Raw genomic sequence first — 23,206 nt, 5'->3', positions numbered from 1 at the left:
GTGATTGTTTCAGCTTTTCTCCATACGCTCTTTCCAGAGACGCAAGGCCGCATCCATGGGCCGCAGCCGTACATCTTCCATGGCAGCAAGGTTGCACTGCCTCACCCTCTCAAAAACCTCTTCCCTGTGTATGGCAATACTTTCCGGCGCCCTGATTCCAAGCTTGACTCCGCCCTTGCCCAGCTCCAGCACCTGAATTGTAATATCATTTCCTATCCGGATCTGTTCACCGGCCTTTCTTGTCAGAACCAGCATGATCATTCTCCCGGAAAACAAAAGGCCTACATATAATCCATGAGGCTCATTTTCATAATTTTGGATGTGGAACTCATGGCTGCCTGATAGCCCAGCTCCCGGGCCTGCAGATTCATGATGGCCTCTATCATATCCGCATCTTCCAGATGGGACCGGTGATCTTTGATGCTAAGCCGCATGTCCTTATGAATACCCTGCTGAATTTCAAGACGGTTAAAACGGATACCCGTGTCCGCATGCAGGGAGTTCACATGCTGAAAAGAGGTTTCCAGACGCTGCATACCCTGCTCCATTCCCTCCACATCATTGGATTCAAGGTCAGCCATCAGATCGGTCATCGTACGGAAAAGACTCCATTCCACATCCCGGCTGCTCTGCATGGGCATAAAGGAAATATCTTTTTCGGAAAAACCGATAATCCCGGCCATGCTCTTACCCGTACCGCCAGTATCTGCAGAACGATTCCGGCCGGTTTCAAAAAGAAGGTCCAGTGAATGCAGACGGTCCGACTCCTCACGGATGACGAATTTTCCCGTTTGTTCATCGTAAGTAACATCATAACGGATACCGTAGCCCTTGTCACGGGATTCCTTTTCCATTGCCTTTTCAATGGCTTTCGCTAAATCCTGCATGTCCGTAAAAACCAATTCCGTCCAGTCATCCGGTGGTTCTGGTTTCGGGAAAGGTACCACAGAGGCCGTGAGTTCACAGAACTCCTGATGCTCCCCTTTTCCCACGACCTCTCTGAAGTCCAGACGATTATTATTCTGATCCAGCACAACCCGGACCACCTTATCATCACTCATGGGAAATCCGGCCACCGTATCCGCAGCAGGATCAAAGCCCAGGGTCTGCCCTGCGCTTCTGTGGGCGTTGGGCCCGCTGTTCCACAGAAAACGGACCTCACTCACCTCCTGAGTACCGCCACGGATGGAAAAGGTATTCGTGATTTCGTTATAATCCACGGCGTACGCCAGCCCGGAAGGGGAAGTCTCCCGCAGCTCTGCCTGTATATCCGCCGCCAGTTCACGGGGATCCGTATATTCTTTCATCGGCAGCATAATGGAAAGTACCTTGCCCGGATTGCCGCTTTCATCCACTTCCTGGAAATCCAGATATCTGTTTTCCTTGGTGATACGAAAAAGAACCGCATCACCATCCGCCGTGTACGTAATGGGCGTTGTATCCGGAAAAGATATTTCAAAATCCTGAGCATCATAACCCAGCATGGCAGCCATGCTTCGGTGGCTGTCCCCGCCACTTTCCCAAAGAAAACCAATGGCAAAAGGATCAGCGGGTGACGGCACCACGGAGGAAGCATCCACTTCCATGGAAAAACGCCTGTCTCCCGTTCCCGTAAGGGGATCATAACCATAGCTGAGATCATAGATCACGCCGTTACCCAGCATCTCGGAGGTATCGGTCATGGCTTGGCTGACAGCATCCTCAAAATCGGCCACGCTGGTGTAGGCTCCCGCAGGAATAACGGCCGTGAGGGTTCTGGTTTCCATTTCCCCATCGGCATTGACAAAGGATTCCGTAAAATTAATGCGGTTATTTTCCGGTGTCACATCAAACAATACGGCAGCATCCCCCACGGGAGACTCTACAACCATATCACTGACATGAAAACCAAGGCTTTCTCCCGCACTGCTCACCCGTGAAGCTGGTCCCGTTTCCCAAAGGAGTTCCAGTTTCTGCAGGGTGCTGCCTTCCTCACGGATCATGAAACGGCTGGTGGCCGGATCATAGCTGACAGCATAGAGAATTCCGGGACGGGGAGGAACTTCAAGCTGACCCGCATCATGGGAAGCCTCTTCCATGGCCCTTTTGATCTCTGCGGTCAGCTCTTCCATGCTTTCATAATTTTTATGGGCTATACTGGCCGTAAGTTCAGCGGAGCTGCCATCCGGATGGATTTCCCTGAAATCAATGTGCTGATTGGTTACGCCAATTTCTATGGCTGTGATATAGGGTGGCTTTGTGCTGCTCATCGGAGGCAGAAGACTGGTATTGCTGCCGTAAAAACCCATATCCCTGCCAATGGAGGTCATACCGGTAAAAGGCACCAGATTCAGCTCAATGCTGTCTCCGGCCTGAATACCTGTCATATCCACCGTTATTTCCAGATCCGTGCGGCCATTGTCGCTGAGGTCCAAAAAAATTTTTCCGTTCACCGGGCTCACCTTACCCGGAAGAACATAGCCCGGATTGTTTTCAACGGTAAAACTGTCCTTCCCGTCCCACACAAGCCGCATGGGCTCATTCTCCTGGGTGGCAAGGGTGAGATGTTCCGGATTTCTCAGGTTCACGGTAAGGCTTTCGGGCAGAATGGAGCCCGTTACGGCGGCATTCTCCACCCGGGCATTGCCTCCCGTATCCCAGAGAATTTCCGTACGCACAAAGCTGTCCGTACCCGCCCCCTTTTCCCGGATGACATAGCTGCTGGCTTCCTTATCATAGCGTACGGTATAAGTCAGCCCGTACCCGTCTTCTGCGGAGGCCGCATTCATCTGCTTCTCCACTTCAATGGCCAGTTCCTCTTTCGTATAGGAACCATGGGGAATTTCAACGGTCATGGTTTTCCGGTAGGCGGGTCCCAGCCCCCTGTCTTCCTGAAAAACAAGGCTGTGGTTGGTTTTATTCACCTTCAGATAATCCATATAAAAAATGGTTGACCCGTCCCTGCCCACTTCCATGGATTTCTGATCACCCGTACGGATACGAAAGGCCTCATCATCGCCCTCATAGCTGACACGGGGGGGATTCTCCCGGTCATGGTAGATAAAAGGCGGCTTATCCGTACGGGATCCCCCGAAAATATAGCTTCCGTTCACCTGGGTATTGCCCAGATCCACAATCTGCCGCAGCATTCCGTCTATGCGGGCAATGGCATCATTTCTCTCCTGAGGCCCGGCAGCGGAACTGACCAGCTGGCTGATCTCCAGATTCACATCAATGATCAGCTCCTTCATGCTGTCCATGGCCGAATCCGCAGCATCCAGCCACGTTTTGCCCATATCCATATTTTTATTGAGCTGTTCAAGACCGGCAATGGAGGAATTCAGGCGCATGACCTGGGCCAGACCCATGGGATCATCATGAATATGGTTAATCCGCTTGCCCGTTGTCACCACCTCATTGGCCTTGTAATAGGCACTGCTCTGGCTGCCGAGACGGTGGGTGGAAGTATCAAAAAGGATTTTATTGGGTACACGCATGGAATCACCTCATATTGACGAGGGTGCTGAGCATTTCATCGGATACGGTGATCAGTTTGGCCGCTGCCGTATAAGCCTGCTGATACTTGATGAGGTTCACCATTTCCTCATCCAGTGACACGGCGGAAAGGGAATCCCTCTGCTGGCCGAGATTGTAAAGCATGGTACCGTAAAACTCCATGGAGCGAAGCTCTGTCTGATAGCGGGTTCCCATATTGCCTACTATTTTCTGATAATAGCCTTCCAGGCTGGCATCGGTCTGGGTGGCAAAGGCTTTACCGCTGCGGGAAAAACGCCACTCTTCAAACTGAATGCTCTTTCCCTGAAGATCGGCCATGGCAATGGCTGTGCTGCCGTCACCGGGACGGATCTTTCCCGTGGCCGGATCTATGGTGCCTGCACTGATCAGCCCCGTTTCCTTCACCACATCATTCACCTTTATACTGGAGGCATCCGTACCCGTATAAAAAGTGTTCACACCCAGAGCTGCGGCCAGACCGCTGTTATGGGCCTGTTCACCGGAAAAGGCAAATCCGTAGTGATCGGGCTTTCGTTTCAGAATATCCATCTCCACATAACCGGAACCCGTAACGGGCTGATCAAAACTGAGCTGAATATCCGCAAGGCCGTTACCGTTGAGGTCTATGCCGAAACCGGAATCATCGCCATCTTCGGGTACAAGTTTTGCCACACCACGGGTATAATCATTACGGATGGACCACTTGCCGTCTTCATCCCTTTCCAGTCCGAAATCAAGGGCTTCTTCCTGAAGGGCCGTTGCATCCAGTATGGTTATACGGGTGTTCACATCACAAAAACCATTCACACCGGAGCAGCCTAGATCTGAGATGGCAAAGGTGGGCGTTTTCGTGGTAAATTCAAGACTGCCGTCATGCAGTACCCGGGCCGTCACGCCCTCACCCTGTCGATTGAACTGGGCAGCAAAGCTGTCTGTGGTCCAGTGCCAGTCCGATCCTTTGAGCAGGGTGCCATTACCATTGGCATCCGTTTCGATGACAAAAATATCATCTTTAAAAAGAATTCCGGAATCAAAACCCAAACGCATGCCATCCACTTCTACGTAGATCGGTGGTTTTGTGCGTTCATCCACCTCCACCACCACCTCCCCATGGCCGTAACGACTTTCCCACTGAAGGGTAACCGTTTCTTCTCCGAGGGCACCACCGGGGGGTTTTACCGTAAAAATATAGCTGTCATTGATGCTCCCGGCCCGACCCTTTAACGACATATTCAAAGGAGCTGCCCTTCCTTCATCATCCGTATTGATGGAAAAGGTATTGCCCGCCACAAGGGTTCCGGGGGCAAGATGAAAGGAAAGATCCGTGCCACTCAGCCCATAGGGACCGGAATCCTGAATGGAAATCAGCCCCGAACGGCCCGTAAACTCACCATGACTGTCATATTCCCGCCACTCCATAGCAGCACCCGTACCGAAAACAGCAGACTCCGCATGGGGACTGGCATTGTCCAGAACCGATTGAAAAGGCCCTTCCAGTCCAAAACCGCTACCCGTGACCACACTGAGTTTAGCCGCCAGGTTATCGTCAACCTCAAATTCTGAAATGCGGATGTTTTCCCCGTCATTACGCAGAATGGAAACCGAGCTGCCCGATCCTGCAATGCGGTACAAAGAGGCATCCAGCCCGGCACCCAACAGGGCTGTTTCCAGATCTCCGGCAAGCGTGCGGTCATCCGATGCCGTGACAGGGAAGGTCACGGTCACACCATCCACCTGAAAAGAAACCTCATCCCCCACATTAAAATCCGTAAATCCACCGTCACCGCCCAAGGTGAGGATGGCATTGGCCGCAGGCACAGAGCTGTCCGCCGTGACATTGAACAGGCTGCCTCTGGCCGGATCCGCACTGCTGCGGATTTCCATTCCCGGTGCGGCAAAAACGGTAAAGGTAGCTGTTTTCATAGCAGAATTGTGCCCGACACCGCCAAGGGTTTCTGAATCCACACCCAGCGTTACCATACCGCCAGACTGTTCATAGGGAGCCACCGTCACTCCGGAAACGCTATCCCCAACCAGGTTAACACTGCCTGCGTCCGTATCATCCACAAGGGTTCCGGAGGCTCCTGTCACCCTAAAGCCACCGGTTCCCGCACTGGCTTCATCATCCAGTCGGGTATTCAGGCCGCTGATGTCCATCGCCGCGCCGCCGCTCCCCCGGAGGTTTAGGGCATTGCCATTCCGCTCCCATGAAATCCCACGGCTCTGCAAAGCCGTCTTTTCCCGCATCAGGGCCGCTTCCAGATTTTTTGCCGTCGCTTCCTGATCGCTTTCATCTATATGAAAACGGATCTCCACCCCTCCAAGGGTAAAAGAAGCCAGACCGGGGCCATCTCCATCTTCCACAAAAGTATCCAGTGTGATGCTGGCATTATCCACTACCCGGAAATCAGCAATCCCCAGATTCTCACCCTTTGTGCTCTTCAGAACCGCCACCGTAGTACCGGCAGAAGGATCGAACTCCAGATTCAGATCCTCGGACTGATCCACAACAGCCCTCAGGGCAGCATCAAAATTGGAGCGTGTGGCCGCATCATCCTCCCCAACCCGGAATACCACCTCTTCCCGGATATCGCCCGCTATCAGGGTAAACATGACCTCATCATGTTCCTGCATATGTGCACTGCCCATAATGGAATCCATGTCCAGTTCCAGCTGATTGGAAAGACTGTAGGACTGCAGACCGTCCACCCCGTTCAGGGCCGCCGCAATGGCGGCGGATGAAGGCTCGATCATCCCTTCTCCATGACCGATCTCAAGGGTCTGCACATTCCCGTTGCCATCCGTAATGGTAAGGGTCTGCCGCCGGATGGCCTGGGCCAGGGCCGTTTCCGGATCAGCAGCCGTCTGCACCGTACCCAGATTCTGCCCGTCAGCCAGCCAGAGGGATTCTCCCGTGGTGCCGCTTCGCACCACCTCAAAATCATAACGGCTGTCCGCAGCTCCCGTACCCGACCAGTTCTGGACAGCAGCCGTGGAAACCCCCATATCCACAACGGTCTGGGTGTAGGAAGAGGGAATGGTACCCTTGTTTTCCACCCACATACCAAAATCCTTTGAATAATCGATACGATCTCCGTAAGGAAGGGTGGCCAGCCAGTTGCTTTGTCTGGGCTGATAAGTCCCTTTCAGGGGTTCGGTCATGTAGTAGGAACCGGCCCCCATGCTATGGCTTTTGTTCACATTCCAGATGGTTTCTCTGGCCAGTGCGTCCATTTCCCTCCGGTAACGGGGAATCTCCACATCCCGCATTTCCAGCCAGCCCCCAAGTTTTCCTCCCTGTATGCGCTCTGTGATATCCACCCTTCCACCGTCCGAAGCAACCCACTTCACCTGACCGGATTCGTACTTCAGATCATAGGATGAATTACCGGAAACCAGAGGGAAACCTCCTGCTGTGGTAATGGTTACCGCACCCTTTTCATCCTCAAAACTTTTGATATCAATAATTTCCGAAAGCTCTTTGATTTTTTCATTACGGAGATCCCTGTTATCATTGGATGTTCTCTGGCTTTCCTGCCCCATGACAGACTGGTTCAGACGGGCAATTTCAACGGTCAGCTGATTGACCCTGTGTACACCATTCTGAATATCTGAATGCAGATCCTGCTCCAACTGCCAGAGATCCCTTTCCATAATATTAAAACGCTCACTGAGCTTCACCCCGTTTTCATACACATTCATACGCTCCGCAGCGCCATCGGGGTTATTGGCAAGGGTGTTCCAGGAATCCCAGAAATCCGGAAGAAGCTGGCTGATGCTCGTATTGGAGCTTTCACTGAACATCCCGGACAACACCTTCATATAGTTCATAAAAGCTTCCGATGCGGAAAAAGCCGACTTCTGGCTTGTGATACGATCTTCCAGCAACTGGTCCGCCGTCTGACGGATCTGCTGGCTCATGACCCCGTTACCGATGAGGTGCCCGGACTGAACAAGGGGGGCATTGGCAGCCTGGGACACGGACTGACGGGAAAAATTCGGGTTGTTCACATTGGCAATATTGTGGCCCGTTACGTTAAGGCCAAGCTGCTGGGCCGCAAGTCCCTGCTTTGCAATGTTCATGGTGCTGTTGATTCCGGCCATGGTCAGACCCTCCGGTTGACATACCCGTTTCCGGTTCCGGTCATACGACTGCTGCGGTCATAGCCCGCCTGCTTCTGCGGCCGCATGAATACGGACATCATTTCACCCACCACATCCAGACAGAGACTGACATAGGTGATATTGGCATCTGCTGCGCTGCGCACCTGTTGCCCCAGATCCTCTGCTTTAAGAAAAAAAGGCTCCAGATCTGCCTGCTCTCCGTGGGAAAGCCTGTCCTTGAGCACCCGGGACTGGAAGTGAATGGCTTCCACATCCAGCGGCCTGCCTGCCCTGACCATGACCTGCTTGATGCGCTCCCTTACTTCCATGATGGCTCCGGCGGCCTTCTGCTTCTCCTCAGCCAGAGGCCAGAGGGGGGCCACATCTCCTGATTTAAGAATATCTGCTTCTTTATCCAGCACGGAAAGAAGGTTCTCAAAGCAGGCAATTTTTTCATTGTAAAGGCTCTGAAGTTCCGTTGTCAGTGTCATGTCTGCCTCCTCCATGCTGAATAAAGCGATGATGTATATTCAGGATGCCCTGCCGTTTTTTTTGAAAAAACATGAGCCGAATCAAAAAGGGCATAAAAAAACCTATGCAGAAGATCGGCATATCCGAGCCTCTGCATAAGTTTTTTTGCATAATATGTGCCAGAGCTTTAAAGCTCTCTGCTTCGCATGAATCAACCTGAAATCAGCCGTCCCCGCCAGACCTTGAAAGCTGCCGGTAAAGGAAATCCCGCAGCCCCGGACTGTTGCCTCCCTTGGAAATGCGCTCAGCAAGCTCCTGATCCAGCCGGGACTGCCAGATCTCCTCGGCCTGTCCCTGACCAAAAATACCATCCCCCGGCAAAGTTTGCCGCATACCCTTCAGCATGGTCTGCAGCATAATAGCTTCAAAACCGGCGCATGCCTCCTTCAGTCTGGCATCTTCAGCAGCCCTGGCCGCAGCCTTTGCATCCCCGGCCAGCCGGGACTCCGAAACCATAGACATCTGTACATCGCTATTCAGGCGCATAGGGCATCTCCCTGCTGTTTGAACTTCCATTAAGGTGCTTAAACTTTTTAAGGTCTTTAGAGTCTTTAGGGTCTTTAATGAAGGCAGGCACCAGAGGCCTGCCGGGTTTAGAGCCTTTAAGGTCTTTAAAAAAGGCTGTGAGGGTAAAAGGTGTTGTAGGGGCAGACCCCTGTGCCTGCCCGTCTTTAATGTCTTTAAGGACCTTAGACCCTAAATAATCTCAAGATCCGCCTGTAAGGCTCCGGCAGCCTTGATGGTCTGAAAAATACTGATCATATCCCTTGGTGTAACACCGATGGCATTCAGGGCCCGCACAAGCTCACCAATGGTGGCCCCGCCGCCCATGAGCATGACCTTGGCCATTTCCTCATCCACATCAATCTCGGTTTCCGGCACAACAACGGTTTCACCTTCACCAAAGGCCTCAGGCTGACTCACCCTTGCCATCTCCCGCACGGAAATACTGAGATTGCCATGGGCAACGGCAACGGTGGATATCCTTACATTTTCTCCGATGACCACCGTACCTGTTTTTTCATTCACCACAATGCGGGCAGGCATATCCGGATTCACCTCCAGGGCTTCAATACCTGCAATGAACATGGGAATGGAAGACTGGAGGTGTTCAGGCACATGAATCTGAACAGCTCCGGAATCCAGTGCCATGGCAAGGGGCTTGCCAAGGGCATTGTTAATGGCTTCCGTCATCCGGATCACCGTTGTAAAATCCGGCTGATACAAAGAAAGGGTCAGGCTGGATCTGCCGTTCAGTTCAAAGGGAAGCTGCCGCTCCACAGAGGCACCTCCGGCAATGCGCCCCACAAGCAGATGATTTTTCACCCTGGCTGCTCCGGCACCATCAGCACCATGCCCCCCCAGAGCGATGGCACCCTGGGCAAGGGCATAGACATTACCATCCACCCCCTTGAGGGGAGTCAGCAGAAGAGTGCCCCCCGCAAGGCTTTTGGCATCTCCCATGGAAGAAATGGTCACATCTATCTTATTACCCACACGGGCAAAGGGAGGCAGGCTGGCCGTTACCATGACCGCTGCCACGTTTTTGACATTGATCTGGTTCCTGTCAATGCTGATACCCATACGGTCCATCATACTGGCCAGGGCCTGGGTGGTGAGGGGGGTATTCTTGTCCCCTGTGCCATCAAGGCCCACCACAATGCCGTACCCCAGAAGCTGGTTGGAACGCACCCCCTGAAAGGCGGCCATATCCTTGATTCTCGCCCCGTGCGCAGGAAAAACCAGCACCCATACCAGAAGGCTCAGCAGAAAAAAGATGCTCTTTTTTGTATAATCATGCGCCATGGCATCCTCCGGGTTCTTTCGGTATTCTCTAAAATGGCCAGTATCTGTCAACAAAGCGTGTCATCCACCCGGGCCTCTGCTTTTCATCAATCACGCCCCTGCCGGAATATTCAATACGGGCATCGGCCAGCACCGTGGACTGCACCCGGTTGTCCGATCCGATATCCTTGGGCCGGATTACCCCGGAAACGGTGATAAACTGCGTCTCATGGTTGACTTTAAGCTCCCGGCTGCCATAGACCATGACATTTCCGTTGGGCATGACCTTGATGACCCGGGCTCCGATGGATGCGGTGATACGGCCGGACCTGTCACTCTGACCGGAACCCTTCAGCTCGGTCCGGGTGTTGGCTTCAAAAAGGCTGGCCGCATCAATGTTGCCTCCGAGATTCGAAGTAAGACCCAAAGCATTGGGTATACCTGCCCTTGTAGTGGTTTCCCTCTTCAGGTTGGTGTTGGCCGCCACCTGGGAAGTGGCATTTTCAACAATATCCACAATAACCGTATCCCCCACACGTCTGGCCCGCTGATCCGTAAAGAGCATATCTCCTGAATCACTCCAGAGAGATCCCTCCGGTGGAGGCACAGCCCCAAAAAATGCTGGCGGCGCCTCCATGCCCATGGGCTGAGGCACCAGAGCTGCCTGGGGTACGGACTGGGCTGCACAACCTGCCATTAGAAAAAGACAGAAACCCGCCAATATAGAATTCAGCCCCATTGTATTTTGCATCCCTCGCCTCCTTCGGGTCATTACTCCTGACTCCAGTATCTTTTATGCCATCCCAGACCAGTAAACCTCAGTATCTTTAGGCTATTTCCGAGATTATACTCCACTCGGCCATTCATAGGATATTTGACAATTTGAACAATACTTATCAGCACTGTTCTTGTGACCTTTCATTAAGGGACGGCGTTTCAAAAATAGCCCTGTAGAGTATAAAATATTTAGGAAAAACCAATGGACATAATGCCTTTTAAAGCTTTCTTTCCACTCTCCACTTCCAACTCCCAACTTTCCACTAAAAAGCCAGCCGTACCTGCCCTGCCGCCGTCACTTCTCCCTGTACAACCTTGCCCGTACGAAGATTTTCCACGGGTATGCGTTCCCCCATCCCCCCATCCCTGAGGGCCTGACCTGCGGTATGAACCATAAGGGTCTCACTCTGCACCACCATCCGAACCCGGTCTCCCCGCCGTACCAGAGGCGGGACCATCAGCCGGTCCGCCCGAAGGGCATCTCCTGCACTGATTCTTAAGCGGACAGCCATCCCATAGACAGCCTCAGCATCCAAAACCACATCATCCCGCAGCTCAGAAAGATTCCTGCGTTCCATTCGCAAATCATCAGGACCAATGACGGCATCCCTCTCCATCGTACGGACCGCAACAGCCACACTGCCCATGCGATCCACCTGGGCGGCAAAACGGAGATTCCCCATGGACTGCCCGTCAACAAAAACAGGAAACTGTCCCCGGATACGACTTCCCGTACCGGAAAATTCCAAGGCCCCCAGGGTCAGCCTGCCCAATGCAAAGGTATCCTGCCCCTGAAGGCGCAGATCCCTGATTTCAATGGAAGCGCCAGGATATCTTTTCCGCATGGAACTTTGCAGCAAAACCTTCACCCTTTCCTCGGAGATACTCTGCCCCGGCCGCTCCACCCTCAGTACACCTGGGATTTCGTGTTCCGCATCGGGAAATTCCCGTAAAATCAGAATACGGATGCGGCTTCCCGGAAGGGAAAGGGAATGACCAGGCCTTGGGCTTCGCCCCAGAACCAGTTTATCAAGCTTTGAAGTACCCTCTATACGGGCAACTTCCCCCAGAAGAATTTCATCCCCCGTCACACGTACAGACTCCGGAAGCACCACCCGCACCGATGCAGAAGAAGACACAGCACTTCCCATAATCAGCCAGAACAGTATCCATCCGGAAATCCGTACGATACGCTTCATAATTTCACCCCTAACGCTTGAGGCCGTTTGCCAGTCCCAGCATGGCATCGGCCGTCTGCACACTCTTGGAGTTGGCTTCATAGGCACGCTGTCCCACAATCATGCCCACCATCTCTTCCACCACACTCACATTGGACATTTCCAGATAGTTGTTGGCAAGGGTGCCCAGTCCGTCTTCTCCGGGAATACCTTCAATGGCAGGACCTGAACCTTCCGTAGGACGAAAAAGGTTCTGCCCCATGGCAAAAAGCCCCGAAGGATTCACAAAATTATGGATGGTGATCTGCTCCTGAACCAGAATTTCATCGCCCTGTCCATGGGCCGTAAGCAGGCCATTGGACTGCAGAGTCACCAGAATGGTTTCCGGCGGAATGGCAATTTCAGGCTGCAAGCGATCCCCGGCAGGGGTGGTGATAAAACCCTCAGCATCCCTTGAGAAATTACCGGCACGGGTATACACAGGCTCCCCGTTCTGCATCACCTGAAAAAACCCCCTGCCTTCAATGATAAAATCCAAGTCATTGCCCGTCTGGGTATAATCCCCTTCCGTAAATACCTTCTGCACGCTGGCAGGACGCACCCCCATACCCACCTGAATACCCGAAGGAATCTGACCGCCACCCGGCGTAATGGCTCCGGCCACCAGCATGGTCTGGTACATCACGTCCTGAAAATTAGCCCGGCTTTTTTTAAAGCCCGTGGTATTGGTGTTGGCAAGGTTATTGGCAATGACATCCGTCTGCATCTGCTGAGCCACCATGCCTGAGGCAGCCGTCCATAGACCTCTTATCATGGGGTCCTCCCTTCATTAAAAACAGGTAAAACAGCCATCAGGCTGGCGAACGTCCCAGCTCCGTGATGGCCTTGGTGTCCATCTCATCTATGGTCATCATCATCTTCTGCTGAATTTCATACATGCGGTGTATGGAAATCATATGGCTCATCTCCTCCACAACCTCCACATTGGCCATTTCCAAAGCCCCCTGCTTCAACCTTATGTTGGGTGGCGGCAAAGCATCTGCATCATCGCCCTTGTAACGAAAAAGGGTTCTCCCCTCCTTTTCAAGCCCTTCAAGGTTTCCAAAGGTGACAACATCAAGGGCTCCCACCAGTTCTTCATCCACAAAAATATTGCCCTGGGCATCGGCAAAAACCCGGCCATCGGCCACACCCAGAGGCGCACCACCGGAAAGGACAGCTTCACCCTGCTGTGTCACCAGAAAACCATCGGCATTCACCGTGAAGTTACCGTTCCGCGTATACCGTGGTCCCCTGTTGGTCTCGATGACAAAAAAACCTTCATCTTCCAGGGCAAAATCCAGATCATTGCCCGTCATACGCACCGGTCCCTGGGTGAGATCCGTATGGAGCTGTGCCCTGAAAGCCTTGTCAAAGGATACAATGTCTTTTTTAAAACCCGGCGTATCCGCATTGGCCAGGTGATTGGATGTGTTTTCAAAATGTCTTTCCTGCCGCAGGCCACCCTGCACAGGGCGTGTCATCTGAAGAATCATGGCGTCCTCCCTTTCGCTCTGACCTGATTCAAAGCAAAAAAAATGCCATGAAACTCAAAAGCCCGCAAAAGGCCCTTTGAAGAATTCCATGACACCTTACACAAGAATTTACGCCACTTCATTGACGCAGGCTGCCCGGCAATTTTGACAGGGCAGGGAAAAAACTACCCGGATGGAATCAGGGCTTTCGTTTTCTTTCCTGTTCTGTAAACAAAGGCCAGAAGCTCCGCCACCACCTGATACAGCTCCGGCGGCACTTCCTTTCCCACATCCAGCGCTTCCAGAAGATTCACAAGATCCCGGTCTTCCTTCACGGGGATACCATGTTCTTCCGCCAGCTCCATGATTCTTCTGGCAATACTTCCCCGGCCCTTGGCCATGACCTTGGGAGCCGCATCCTCCAGCACCTTATAACGAAGAGCCACAGCCTTGAGCGGCCCCTTACCACCCTTTCCCTTTTCCTCCGCCATCGGATTTCCCCCGCACCATAGAAATCATACAACCACCCCCCAGCCATCTCCCGGTACAGCACCCTCCTCCTCCCAGACATCATTATTCTCCAGAAGCTGATACCTTACGGGAAGAACCCGGAAACCAAGCCCCTTAAGCCGCTGCACCAGCTCAGGCATCTCTTCTTCAAAAAGGGCTAAAACCTCAGGATCTTCCGCCCAAAAACCCAGCTGCAGCTCTTTAACGAAAAGGAGGGCATCCGCCCGGATACGGCCAAGACTTTCCAGATCCAAAGACAGACCGGCACGGAGAACCTTCGGCTCCGAATCCCCTCCGCCGCCTTCTCCAAGATCCATGAAAAAACGGCCCATAAAAAAAATTCCGTCCATGCTTAAAGGCAGAGGCAGGGAAATACGACCCTGATCCACCAGATTTCTGGCAATCATCTCCCTAAAATCCTGCACCAGCTCAGAAGCTTCCTTTCCTCCTTCTTTTTCAGCAAGGGCAGCAAGGGAAAAAAGCATGTCGTCCTTGAATCCTGCAGACAAAGGCTCCCGCATTGCTGAAGGCTCATGGAAAAAAGATCGCACCAGTGAGGTCAAAGCCTGCTGATTTGCCTTAATATCGGAAGCCATGGATAAAAAAGGCAGAGAAACTCCTTTTTTTTCAGAGCCTGAAGCCTGCATACTCCTGCCCTGCACAAGGGAGGAAAAAAGCTGCAGCATACGACCCATGGGCCTTGCCCCGTGGACGGATCGGCCAGCAGATGCCTGTCCGGACAGAGAAGATGTTTTATCCTGAAGAGAATCCCGGGAAGAAAGGGTGGCTGTTTTTTCATCTTTCAGAGACTGGGGCAGAATTTCCAGAACTGGACCTTTGGGAGTAGCATGGATACGCAGCTCCACAAAAGAACCGGGGACAAGGGGTTTTTCCGGACGAATCAGAAGAGTCTGGCCCGCAAAACTCAGACGCACCCTGCCATCGGCAAGGCCCGCTGCCACCTTTGCGCTGTAACGGGCTCCGGGCCTGAGCAGGGCTTCCAGACGGCTCTGTTCACGGATTCCCGGAAGGGATGAGAGGGACAGGGAAAATGACATCAGCGGGAAAGGGCATCCAGTTTACGTTTCAAATCCAGAATAAGGCTGACTTCACCGGGACTGACGGCCAGCTCCCTGGCAATGCGTTCCGCATCCCTGCCCTGATCTGCCAGATCCAGAACAGCACCCTGCAAATCCATGGACTCACTGTTATGGCGTTGACTTTCAGCAGATTTCAAAGTGGCCTCCGCACGATTCACCATAAGACTTAAAGCTGTGATTCTGCGGTCCAGATTTTCATTCAGGCTATGAATAAGACGCTGCTTCTCCCGAAGCTGTTCATCAAAGGCCATGGAAAGATTCCGTGCCTGATCCACCAGTGGAGCAAGGCTTGCCAGCACACGGTCCACCGCCTTATGCACGGCCTCATCCTCCAGGCGGCGCATCAGACGACGCAGACTCAGAATCACAAAAAATATCAGAAAAATATTGGCCACCATGGGTATGGCAACCCAGTAAAGAAGCGTATCCACAGAGTCCTCTTCCAAAAGATGTCAGGCCCGGGTATTCACAAGACTTCCCACGCCTCCGGAGTGCTGCGTTTCCAACGCTTTCTCCTGCTTCTCCTGCCCTTCCCTTTTTTCCGAATCCCGGCCTTCCTGCCTGCCTTCCTTACCATCTCTCCCTGCTTTAAAGGCTTCTTCGCTGAGCTGTACTTCTTCACGCCTGCGGGCATCCCGCTCCGGCTGTACAGCATTGGCAGCCTGGGAGGAATCATAGGGCTGCGCCTTAAGATTATGGGCTTCCCGTACGGCCCCTCCCTGTTGAATCACCATATTGAGATTGGGTATGGTCGTCATGATGGCCTCCCCTTAAAAAGGTTTCTTAAATCAAAAAACAAAGCCCTTAAGGACTTTTTCATAAAAATAAGAAGCCCTTTATGAAAGATCAACCAATGGAAATGCGGGTAAAGACCACCCGGAGTACCGGAGCGTCATGGAAAGACTCATTTAGAGCATCAATCAGGCTCTTTTGCAAGTTTTCTTCCGTAATTTCCGTATTTTTAGATGCATCCACAGCCCTTTTCAAAGACTGAAAAATCACATCCCGGAAACGGGCGGGTTCTTTCTCAAAAGATATGGCAGCCTGCTGGGAAAGGTCGATGGAGAGATCTGCCATGAGGTAGGCCGTGTGGGTAACCCCCGGCGAAGAAGGCACAATAAAACCGGGAAGGCCCAGAGAAACAATGGCAGGCTGAACCGGCAAAGGACTTTCCTCCAAAGGAAGAGATTCAGGAATTACGGATTCTGCCATGAAGACCTCCTCCACAGGCGAACCGAAGAACCACCACCCACCCACCCCAGCCATCATCAGGAAGGCAATGCCCGCAGCCAGCGCCATGGGCCATTTTTTCCGCTTCTTTTTTTCAGATGCTTTTTTTTCATCCACAGGCATAAGAACCACACGGTCCTCTTCCTGAGGCTTTTTTTCTTCAGGTGCGGGCTTTTCTTCCTGCACAGGTGATTCTTCGGAAGCAGACTCCGTGGGTATTCCATCAAAATCTACAACTGCCTCTGCCTCATCCTCCATGTTGTTCAGAAGAGCATCCAGATCCTCCTGACTGAGAACCTCCTTACCCTCCTGAAAAGGCCTTTCTTCCCGGGCAGATTCTTCTGATAGAAACGAATCTTCCACCACCACATCTTTCATCAGATCTTCAAGATCCTGCTGAGAAATCAGCAGTTCTGCATCCGGATCCGCCTCTCCACCGTCCCCTCCGCCCTCAGACGATGCAGTGTTACCCAGCAGTTTTTCAATGTCATCCTGGGAAATCAGAAGATCCTCTTCCACATCCCCCTTGCTTTTTTCTTCCCCCATGCCGGATAAAAGACGGTCAATGTCATCCTGCCCTATGAAATCATCTTCTCCCTTATCCTCTGCAAGCACCTTCTTTTCTTTCTGCGGCTCAGCAATTGCTGTCTTTGCAGCCTGTTCTGCCTGGTGTGCCTTAAGGAGGGTATCAAGGAAATCCTGACTAAGAAGATTCGAACCCTCTTCTGTTTCATAGGAAGGTAAAGACAGGTCCTCCTGGGGTATGTCAGTTTCCAGTGCGGGAGATTCCGGCGCAGCAAGACCCATCAGTCTGTCAAGCTCATCCTGAGAAATTGCAGGACTGTCCTTATCCCATTCTGAATCCTCCGGTGGCGGTGATGTTTCCGAGCTTGCATTGCCACCGGATAAAAGGGCTTCTATATCGTCCTGACTCAGGGTGGCATTGCCCATATCATCTTCAGGAGCCGCTGGCTTTTCCGACGGAGGGGCGCTTTTGCCGCCATCTCCCGATAAAAGGGCCTCTATGTCATCCTGACTCAGGGTRTCACTGCCCATATCATCTTCAGGAGCCGCTGGCGTTTCCGGTGGAGGGGCGCTTTTGCCGCCATCTCCCGATAAAAGGGCCTCTATGTCATCCTGACTCAGGGTGTCACTGCCCATATCATCTTCAGGAGCCGCTGGCGTTTCCGGTGGAGGGGCGCTTTTGCCGCCATCTCCCGATAAAAGGGCCTCTATATCATCCTGACTCAGAGTGTCACTGCCAAAATCATCTTCCAAAGGAGGGGCTGGTGCAGGGGCCGCTGATTGCGGTTTTGCATCACCACCAGAAAAAAGAGCTTCTATGTCGTCCTGGCTCAGGGTGTCGCTGCCAAAATCATCTTCCACAGGAAGGGCTGTTGCAGGGGGTGCTGCTTCCGGTTTTGAACCACCACCGGAAAAAAGAGCTTCGATGTCGTCCTGACTCAGGGTGTCGCTGCCAAAATCATCTTCCACAGGAGGCTTTGTTTCCTGAACGGATGGCGCACCAAAATCACTGCCCGCAAACAGGGCATCAATATCCGCCTGCCCCACCATTCCCGATGCAAAGGGGTCCGCCTCCTCCCCGGAATGTGCAGCATCTGTTTCCGGGGTTCTGGTTTCAGGGGAAGGAACGGAAAAATCCCCCCGCAGAAAGGCATCAATTTCATCCTGGGTGACCGTATCAAAATCAGATCCGGCGGAAGAGGCTTCTGCGGCTGCCTCCGCAACCCCGCCTTTTTTTTCATCATGCCCGCCCGCAGCATCCAGCCCCCTGGCCTCCGTTTCCAGACCACGCAGCAGATCATCAATGTCATCCTGACCGATCTCAAGATCAATTCCGGATTTTCCATTTTTTTCCGCCATGCCCAGCCCCTTTTATTCTTCAGACATCCATTTCAGCTCCCCGCAGTCTTGTGCGCATTTTTACAAGGGCTGCGGAATGAATCTGGCAAACACGGGATTCGGTACGGTCCAGCACCTCACCGATTTCCTTTAATGTCAGATCTTCAAAGTAATAAAGAGAAAGCACAAGCTGTTCCTTTTCCGAGAGACCTGCTATCACCTTTGCCATGCGGGCCTTCATCTCTTCTTCTGCAAACCGGTCTTCCGGGTTGTCCGGACCCGTCAGCTGATCCTGAAAGGATTTTCCCGAATCCCTGTCCTTATCTGCTCCCCGGATACTGGCATCCAGATTCAGAAGGGCAGCACTGTGAATTTCTGCAAGAACATCCTGATAGGCTTCCAGAGAAAGGCCCATGGCCTCTGCCACTTCGCTTTCCTCCGCAGGCCTTCCCAACGCCCTTTCCACCCCGGCGAGGGCCTTTTCCACATCCTGGGCCTTTTTACGCAGGGATCTGGAAAACCAGTCCAGACTGCGCAGCTCGTCGAGAATGGCTCCCTTGATGCGGAACTGGGCATAGGTTCTGAACTTCACGTCCTTTTCAGGATCAAACTTATCCACAGCATCCATAAGACCAAGGCTGCCCGCACTCATCAGTTCATCCAGGGAAACGGACTGGGGAATGCGCATGGAAATACGCAGGGCCACACTGCGGACCAGATCCGCATGGGCCACGATCATGGCCTCCCTTTCATCGGCTGAGAGAATCCCTTTCAAAACAATCACGCCCTTTCATTCTGATATAAGTCTGCCCACAGGGAATAACCCTCAGACAGGAGGCAATGCCGTAAAACGTTTGAAAAAAAGCTTGATGGAACCTTCCGTATCATGGCGACGGGGTGCAGTGACAAGCATTTTGGCCAGCTTTGCTATCTGCTGGCTGCACTCTGCCCGGGGGTAAGCCGTAAAAACCGTTTTCCTTTCCTGAACGGATTTCCGCAACATGGGGTCCATGGAAATATGTCCCATATATTCCAGAACCACCCCAGTCAGAAAACGCTCCGCAGCCTGGTTCAAGGTAAGAAAAACCTGCTTGGCCTCTTTCACACTGCTTACCATGTTTACCACAAGTTTAAAATGCCTGGGACCATGCTCGGCCGTCATAACCTTCATCATGGCATAGGCATCGGTAATGGATGTGGGCTCAGGCGTTGCAACCAGCAGACACTCATCCGCCGCCAGATTAAAATAAAGCACATTTTTGGAAATACCCGCCCCCGTATCTATCAGAACCACATCCGCTTCCAGATCCGCGCTTTCAAATTCTCCCAGCAAAGTGAGCTTCTGGCCTTCCGTGAGGTGGGTCAGACCACTGGTACCGGAGCCTGCAGGAATTATGCGGATTCTGTCCGAAGGGGAAACCATGACCTCTTTCAGAGTCTTTTCTCCGTTCAGAACATGGCCTATATGAAAGGCCGGACGGATGCCAAAAAGAATATCAATATTGGCAAGACCCAGATCCGCGTCCAGAATCAGAACCTCTTTTCCCATCCCTGCAAAGGCACGGGCCAGATTGCCCACAAGGTTGGTTTTTCCAACCCCGCCCTTACCGCTGCTCACGGCAATCACCCTTGGCTGATCTGAAGACAGGGCTGCCACAGCCTGTCTCCGCTGAGCTCCCTGGCGGCTGATCATTTTTCTCAAACTCGTTGCCTGATCCACCCTTTTCTCCCTTCTTCCTGAACCTTACGAGGTTCCTGAAGTTTCAAAAATACGCTGTAAAAGGCCCTTGCGGGTCACAGGATGAATATCTTCGGGAACCCGCTGCCCATCGGTCACATAGGATACGGGCAGCGGATAATCCGCCAGCTGATCCAGAATCCCTCCCCTTTTGCGGGTTTCATCCAGCTTTGTGAATACATAGGATCTCGGGGAAAGCAGGGAGAAATTCTCCGCAGCCTCCCTCATGTTTTCCCGGCCGGTGGCCGCACTCAGAACCAGATGGGTAGCAATAGCCTGACGCCCTCCCAGAAGTCCGGCCAGCTCTTCCATGCGTGCGTGATCCAGATGGGAAAGACCTGCTGTATCAATGAGAATCACTTCACGGTTCTGCATCTGCCGCAGGGCTGTCTGCAGATCTTCCCTGTTAAAGGCAGGAAGACAGGGAATCCCCATAATCCCTGCATAGGTTTTCAACTGTTCCAAAGCACCAATACGATAGGAGTCCACGGAAATCAGCCCAACCCGCTTTTTTTGTTTCAGGCTTAAATCTGCGGCCAGCTTGGCAATGGTTGTGGTTTTGCCCACACCGGTGGGCCCTGCAAAGGCAACCACAGAGCGCTGTCCCGTAAGGGAATCAAAGGGCTGCATGCCTTCAATCAATGCCATCATCTCCACAAAAACCCTGCGGGAAAGGGCGTCCTTGCCAGCCCCTGCGGCCTGAGCCGATGTTTCCATGAGCTGCCTTGCCCGTTTTTCCGTAAGGCCCGTACGCACCAGACGGGTATAAAGGCTGAGGCTTTCCGGATGCCTTGTAATAAAATCAGGAATATTCTCCCCCTGCTGCAGAAGAAAAAGCATATCCCGTATACTCACAAGCTCATGCTGAACCTGCTGCCAGCCCACACCGGAGGAAGGAGGAGCAGCAGCGGAAAAATCATCGGTGACCCGATCCAGAACAGCGGCCATATCCTCTTCTTCGTCCTCGCCCTTTACGGTAAATTTTCTTTCCGTATTCTTCCCCGAAGCCTTCAGGGAAGCTCCCCCGGTGCGCAGGCGCAGATTCCGTACAGGCGCTTCTTTTCTGATCAGGGGCTTTTGCTGTTCTTCGGCAGCAGCAGTGACCTCAAAACCACCGGTTCCATATGGATTTCTTGGATCAAGGGGAGATTTCCGCGTAGAAAGAATCACGGCATTCACACCCAGTTCGGATTTAACCTGTGACAGGGCCTCCTGAATGGAAGATGCCCGAAAAGTTTTCACGCTCATCTTACAGGGTCACCTTTCCAATGGACTGAATGTTGACGTTCTGCACAATTTCCGCATGGGATGTGACGGCAAGGCTGGGAATACTCTGCTCCAGAAGCCGCCTCAAATGCCGCCTTAGAGTTGGGTTACACAGAAGAACCGGCTGAATATTCTGATTCATTGCCTTTTCCATTTCTCCCCTTACACCCGCCATAAGCTGTTCCGCCATACGGGGGTCCACAGCAAGATAAGCTCCGTGCTCCGTATTCTGAATGCTTTTGGTCAGGGTTTCTTCCAGCTTTCTGTCCAGGGTCAGTACGGGCAGGTTGCCATCGGGTCCCATGTAGGAAGCAAGGATGGAGCGTGAAAGTTTCTGACGCACATATTCCGTTAAAAGATCCGGATCCTTGCTCATGGTTCCGTAATCCGCCAGAGTTTCCACAATGGTGAGAAGATCCCGGACTGAAACCCTTTCCGCAAGAAGATTCTGAAGCACTTTCTGTACCATGCCAAGGCTCATGATCGAAGGAACCAGCTCTTCCACGGCCTTGGGACTGTTTTTAGCAAGATTATCCAGAAGATGCTGTACTTCCTGTCTGCCCAGAAGTTCCGCAACATTACTGCGGATTATTTCCGTAAGATGGGTGGCCACAACTGTGGAATTGTCCACCACAGTATATCCTGAGAATTTGGCTTCTTCTTCCAGGTCCGCTGAAATCCAGATGGCCTGAAGCCCGAAAGCAGGTTCTGTAGTGGGGAAACCATCCATACGGCGGCTCACATCTCCGGGATCCATGGCCAGCACATGGTTGACCATAAGCTCATACCGGGTCATTTCCACACCCTTGATCAGCATACGGTATTCCGCAGGCCTCAGATTCAGGTTATCCCGGATATGGATGGGCGGAATGACTATCCCCATCTCCGTTGCAAACTGCCTGCGCATGGACCTTATACGGCTCAGAAGGGTTCCGTCCTGGGAGCTGTCCACCAGGGGAATCAACCCATACCCCACCTCCAGCTCCATGGCATCCATATTCAGAAGGTGCTCCACCTCTTCCGGTCCGGAGACCGGTGCTGCGGCATCATCTTCTCCAGCCGCTTCTTTTTCTGCGGCCTCCTCCTGGCTACGGCCCTTTGACATAAGGTAAAGGGTTCCCCCCAGTGCCAGCCCCAGACTCATAAAGGGAATACCGGGAAGACCCGGAACAAGCCCCAGTGCAAAAACCAGACATGAAGCCACATAAATAGGCGTAGTTTTTGAAAAAATCAGCTTGGAAAAAGCCTGTCCAAGACGATCATCCTCTCCACCTCTGGAAACAAGAATACCAGCGGCGGTGGAAATGATAAGGGCAGGTATCTGGGTTACCAGACCATCCCCCACGGTGAGCAGGGTATAATTGGCTGCGGCCTGCCCCACGGGCATTCCTGCCAGAACACCTATGATCAGACCACCCACAAGATTAATGCCCGTTATAATAATCCCTGCTACGGCATCCCCTTTGACAAACTTGGAGGCACCATCCATGGAACCATGGAATTCAGATTCCCGGGCAATGGTAATACGCCGCTCCTTGGCCTCCGTTTCATCAATGATACCGGCATTTAGATCCGCATCTATGGCCATCTGCTTACCGGGCATGGCATCCAGTGTGAAACGGGCCGCCACTTCCGCAATGCGGCCTGCACCCTTGGTAATAACCATGAAATTGATCAATACCAGAATAACAAATATAATCAGACCCACAACATAATCACCGCCCACAACAAAATTACCGAAGGACTGGATTACAGTTCCTGCGGCCTGGGGACCTTCGTTGCCCCGCAGAAGAATCAGGCGGGTGGAGGCAACGTTCAGGGCCAGCCGGAAAAGGGTCAGTACCAGAAGCATGGTGGGAAAAATGGAAAATTCCAGCGACCTTTTAGTGTACATGGTGGTGATAAGTACAATGATGGCAAGGGTTATGTTGAGGGCCAGAAAAAAGTCCAGAAGAAAGGCAGGCACAGGCAAAAGCATGGCCAGAAGAATACCCACCACCGCAAGAACCATTACGATGTCGGCATACTCCTTGCGCAATCCCTGAAAAAAACCGCCCGCTTCTGCCATTGAAAACCCCTGTCAGATAAAAGTATCTTTTAAAAAAACGGTCAGCC

The 23,206-nt window shown here is 52.5% G+C and carries 19 protein-coding genes; all 19 read right to left on the bottom strand.

What is annotated here, in order from left to right:
• Positions 1–9: 9 nt before the first annotated feature.
• Positions 10–255: a carbon storage regulator CsrA gene (csrA, locus tag FIM25_RS01665; protein WP_139445519.1), complete on the bottom strand. Its 246-nt coding sequence runs from the start codon at positions 253–255 to the stop codon at positions 10–12.
• Between the two features lie 26 nt (positions 256–281).
• Positions 282–3,476 (bottom strand): flagellar hook-associated protein FlgL, encoded by a 3,195-nt coding sequence (flgL, locus tag FIM25_RS01660; protein WP_139445516.1) that lies wholly within the window; start codon positions 3,474–3,476, stop codon positions 282–284.
• A 4-nt stretch (positions 3,477–3,480) separates the two neighbouring features.
• Complete coding sequence (flgK, locus tag FIM25_RS01655) at positions 3,481–7,599, bottom strand: flagellar hook-associated protein FlgK (RefSeq protein WP_139445514.1); 4,119 nt, start codon at positions 7,597–7,599, stop codon at positions 3,481–3,483.
• 2 nt (positions 7,600–7,601) lie between these two features.
• Complete coding sequence (gene flgN / locus FIM25_RS01650; protein ID WP_179953072.1) at positions 7,602–8,090, bottom strand: flagellar export chaperone FlgN; 489 nt, start codon at positions 8,088–8,090, stop codon at positions 7,602–7,604.
• A gap of 202 nt (positions 8,091–8,292) precedes the next feature.
• On the bottom strand, positions 8,293–8,616 hold the full coding sequence (locus FIM25_RS01645) for a rod-binding protein (RefSeq protein ID WP_218961213.1): 324 nt from the start codon (positions 8,614–8,616) through the stop codon (positions 8,293–8,295).
• A 210-nt stretch (positions 8,617–8,826) separates the two neighbouring features.
• Positions 8,827–9,936: a flagellar basal body P-ring protein FlgI gene (locus FIM25_RS01640; protein ID WP_139445509.1), complete on the bottom strand. Its 1,110-nt coding sequence runs from the start codon at positions 9,934–9,936 to the stop codon at positions 8,827–8,829.
• A 28-nt stretch (positions 9,937–9,964) separates the two neighbouring features.
• The gene (locus FIM25_RS01635) at positions 9,965–10,666 is read right to left on the bottom strand and encodes a flagellar basal body L-ring protein FlgH (RefSeq protein WP_246051952.1); all 702 of its coding nucleotides are present in this window, start codon (positions 10,664–10,666) and stop codon (positions 9,965–9,967) included.
• A 289-nt stretch (positions 10,667–10,955) separates the two neighbouring features.
• Positions 10,956–11,891, bottom strand: coding sequence for a flagellar basal body P-ring formation chaperone FlgA (gene flgA, locus FIM25_RS01630; RefSeq protein ID WP_179953071.1), 936 nt, complete (start codon positions 11,889–11,891; stop codon positions 10,956–10,958).
• A gap of 10 nt (positions 11,892–11,901) precedes the next feature.
• Positions 11,902–12,684 carry a flagellar basal-body rod protein FlgG gene (flgG, locus tag FIM25_RS01625; protein WP_139445503.1) on the bottom strand — a complete coding sequence of 261 codons (783 nt, stop codon included), beginning with the start codon at positions 12,682–12,684 and terminating at the stop codon, positions 11,902–11,904.
• A gap of 37 nt (positions 12,685–12,721) precedes the next feature.
• Positions 12,722–13,405: a flagellar hook-basal body protein gene (locus tag FIM25_RS01620; RefSeq protein WP_139445501.1), complete on the bottom strand. Its 684-nt coding sequence runs from the start codon at positions 13,403–13,405 to the stop codon at positions 12,722–12,724.
• Positions 13,406–13,569: 164 nt separating this feature from the next.
• Positions 13,570–13,875, bottom strand: a complete 306-nt coding sequence (locus tag FIM25_RS01615; RefSeq protein WP_139445498.1) for an EscU/YscU/HrcU family type III secretion system export apparatus switch protein — start codon at positions 13,873–13,875, stop codon at positions 13,570–13,572.
• A gap of 24 nt (positions 13,876–13,899) precedes the next feature.
• Positions 13,900–14,952: a flagellar hook-length control protein FliK gene (gene fliK / locus FIM25_RS01610; RefSeq protein ID WP_139445495.1), complete on the bottom strand. Its 1,053-nt coding sequence runs from the start codon at positions 14,950–14,952 to the stop codon at positions 13,900–13,902.
• Positions 14,952–15,425 (bottom strand): DUF6115 domain-containing protein, encoded by a 474-nt coding sequence (locus tag FIM25_RS01605; RefSeq protein WP_179953070.1) that lies wholly within the window; start codon positions 15,423–15,425, stop codon positions 14,952–14,954. The genes fliK and FIM25_RS01605 overlap by 1 nt, the downstream gene beginning before the upstream one ends.
• A 21-nt stretch (positions 15,426–15,446) precedes the next feature.
• Positions 15,447–15,752, bottom strand: a complete 306-nt coding sequence (locus FIM25_RS01600) for a hypothetical protein (RefSeq protein ID WP_139445490.1) — start codon at positions 15,750–15,752, stop codon at positions 15,447–15,449.
• 88 nt (positions 15,753–15,840) lie between these two features.
• A complete protein-coding gene (locus tag FIM25_RS01595; RefSeq protein ID WP_139445488.1) occupies positions 15,841–18,108 on the bottom strand; it encodes a CBF/MAK21 family protein in 2,268 nt (755 codons plus the stop codon).
• Between the two features lie 19 nt (positions 18,109–18,127).
• On the bottom strand, positions 18,128–18,871 hold the full coding sequence (locus tag FIM25_RS01590) for a FliA/WhiG family RNA polymerase sigma factor (protein WP_246051950.1): 744 nt from the start codon (positions 18,869–18,871) through the stop codon (positions 18,128–18,130).
• Between the two features lie 42 nt (positions 18,872–18,913).
• Positions 18,914–19,807 carry a MinD/ParA family protein gene (locus tag FIM25_RS01585; protein WP_246051948.1) on the bottom strand — a complete coding sequence of 298 codons (894 nt, stop codon included), beginning with the start codon at positions 19,805–19,807 and terminating at the stop codon, positions 18,914–18,916.
• Positions 19,808–19,831: 24 nt separating this feature from the next.
• Positions 19,832–21,073, bottom strand: a complete 1,242-nt coding sequence (flhF, locus tag FIM25_RS01580; RefSeq protein WP_139445485.1) for a flagellar biosynthesis GTPase FlhF — start codon at positions 21,071–21,073, stop codon at positions 19,832–19,834.
• A 1-nt stretch (position 21,074) separates the two neighbouring features.
• Entirely contained in the window at positions 21,075–23,159 is a 2,085-nt protein-coding gene (flhA, locus tag FIM25_RS01575) for a flagellar biosynthesis protein FlhA (RefSeq protein ID WP_139445482.1), read from the bottom strand.
• Positions 23,160–23,206: the final 47 nt, after the last annotated feature.

Origin of the sequence: Desulfobotulus mexicanus, from assembly GCF_006175995.1 — a bacterium.
Lineage (GTDB): Bacteria > Desulfobacterota > Desulfobacteria > Desulfobacterales > ASO4-4 > Desulfobotulus > Desulfobotulus mexicanus.
This window is presented reverse-complemented; position numbering and strand designations above follow the sequence as displayed.

What these genes read in the sequence shown, in the direction of transcription:
- flgG (WP_139445503.1), bottom strand. Translation starts at nt 12,684, where the DNA reads ATGATAAGAGGTCTATGGACGGCTGCCTCAGGCATGGTGGCTCAGCAG.
- csrA (WP_139445519.1), bottom strand. Translation starts at nt 255, where the DNA reads ATGCTGGTTCTGACAAGAAAGGCCGGTGAACAGATCCGGATAGGAAAT.
- FIM25_RS01615 (WP_139445498.1), bottom strand. Translation starts at nt 13,875, where the DNA reads ATGGCGGAGGAAAAGGGAAAGGGTGGTAAGGGGCCGCTCAAGGCTGTG.
- flhF (WP_139445485.1), bottom strand. Translation starts at nt 21,073, where the DNA reads ATGAGCGTGAAAACTTTTCGGGCATCTTCCATTCAGGAGGCCCTGTCA.
- FIM25_RS01640 (WP_139445509.1), bottom strand. Translation starts at nt 9,936, where the DNA reads ATGGCGCATGATTATACAAAAAAGAGCATCTTTTTTCTGCTGAGCCTT.
- fliK (WP_139445495.1), bottom strand. Translation starts at nt 14,952, where the DNA reads ATGTCATTTTCCCTGTCCCTCTCATCCCTTCCGGGAATCCGTGAACAG.
- FIM25_RS01600 (WP_139445490.1), bottom strand. Translation starts at nt 15,752, where the DNA reads ATGACGACCATACCCAATCTCAATATGGTGATTCAACAGGGAGGGGCC.
- FIM25_RS01620 (WP_139445501.1), bottom strand. Translation starts at nt 13,405, where the DNA reads ATGATTCTTCAGATGACACGCCCTGTGCAGGGTGGCCTGCGGCAGGAA.
- FIM25_RS01645 (WP_218961213.1), bottom strand. Translation starts at nt 8,616, where the DNA reads ATGCGCCTGAATAGCGATGTACAGATGTCTATGGTTTCGGAGTCCCGG.
- flgN (WP_179953072.1), bottom strand. Translation starts at nt 8,090, where the DNA reads ATGACACTGACAACGGAACTTCAGAGCCTTTACAATGAAAAAATTGCC.
- flgK (WP_139445514.1), bottom strand. Translation starts at nt 7,599, where the DNA reads ATGGCCGGAATCAACAGCACCATGAACATTGCAAAGCAGGGACTTGCG.
- flhA (WP_139445482.1), bottom strand. Translation starts at nt 23,159, where the DNA reads ATGGCAGAAGCGGGCGGTTTTTTTCAGGGATTGCGCAAGGAGTATGCC.
- FIM25_RS01635 (WP_246051952.1), bottom strand. Translation starts at nt 10,666, where the DNA reads ATGCAAAATACAATGGGGCTGAATTCTATATTGGCGGGTTTCTGTCTT.
- flgL (WP_139445516.1), bottom strand. Translation starts at nt 3,476, where the DNA reads ATGCGTGTACCCAATAAAATCCTTTTTGATACTTCCACCCACCGTCTC.
- flgA (WP_179953071.1), bottom strand. Translation starts at nt 11,891, where the DNA reads ATGAAGCGTATCGTACGGATTTCCGGATGGATACTGTTCTGGCTGATT.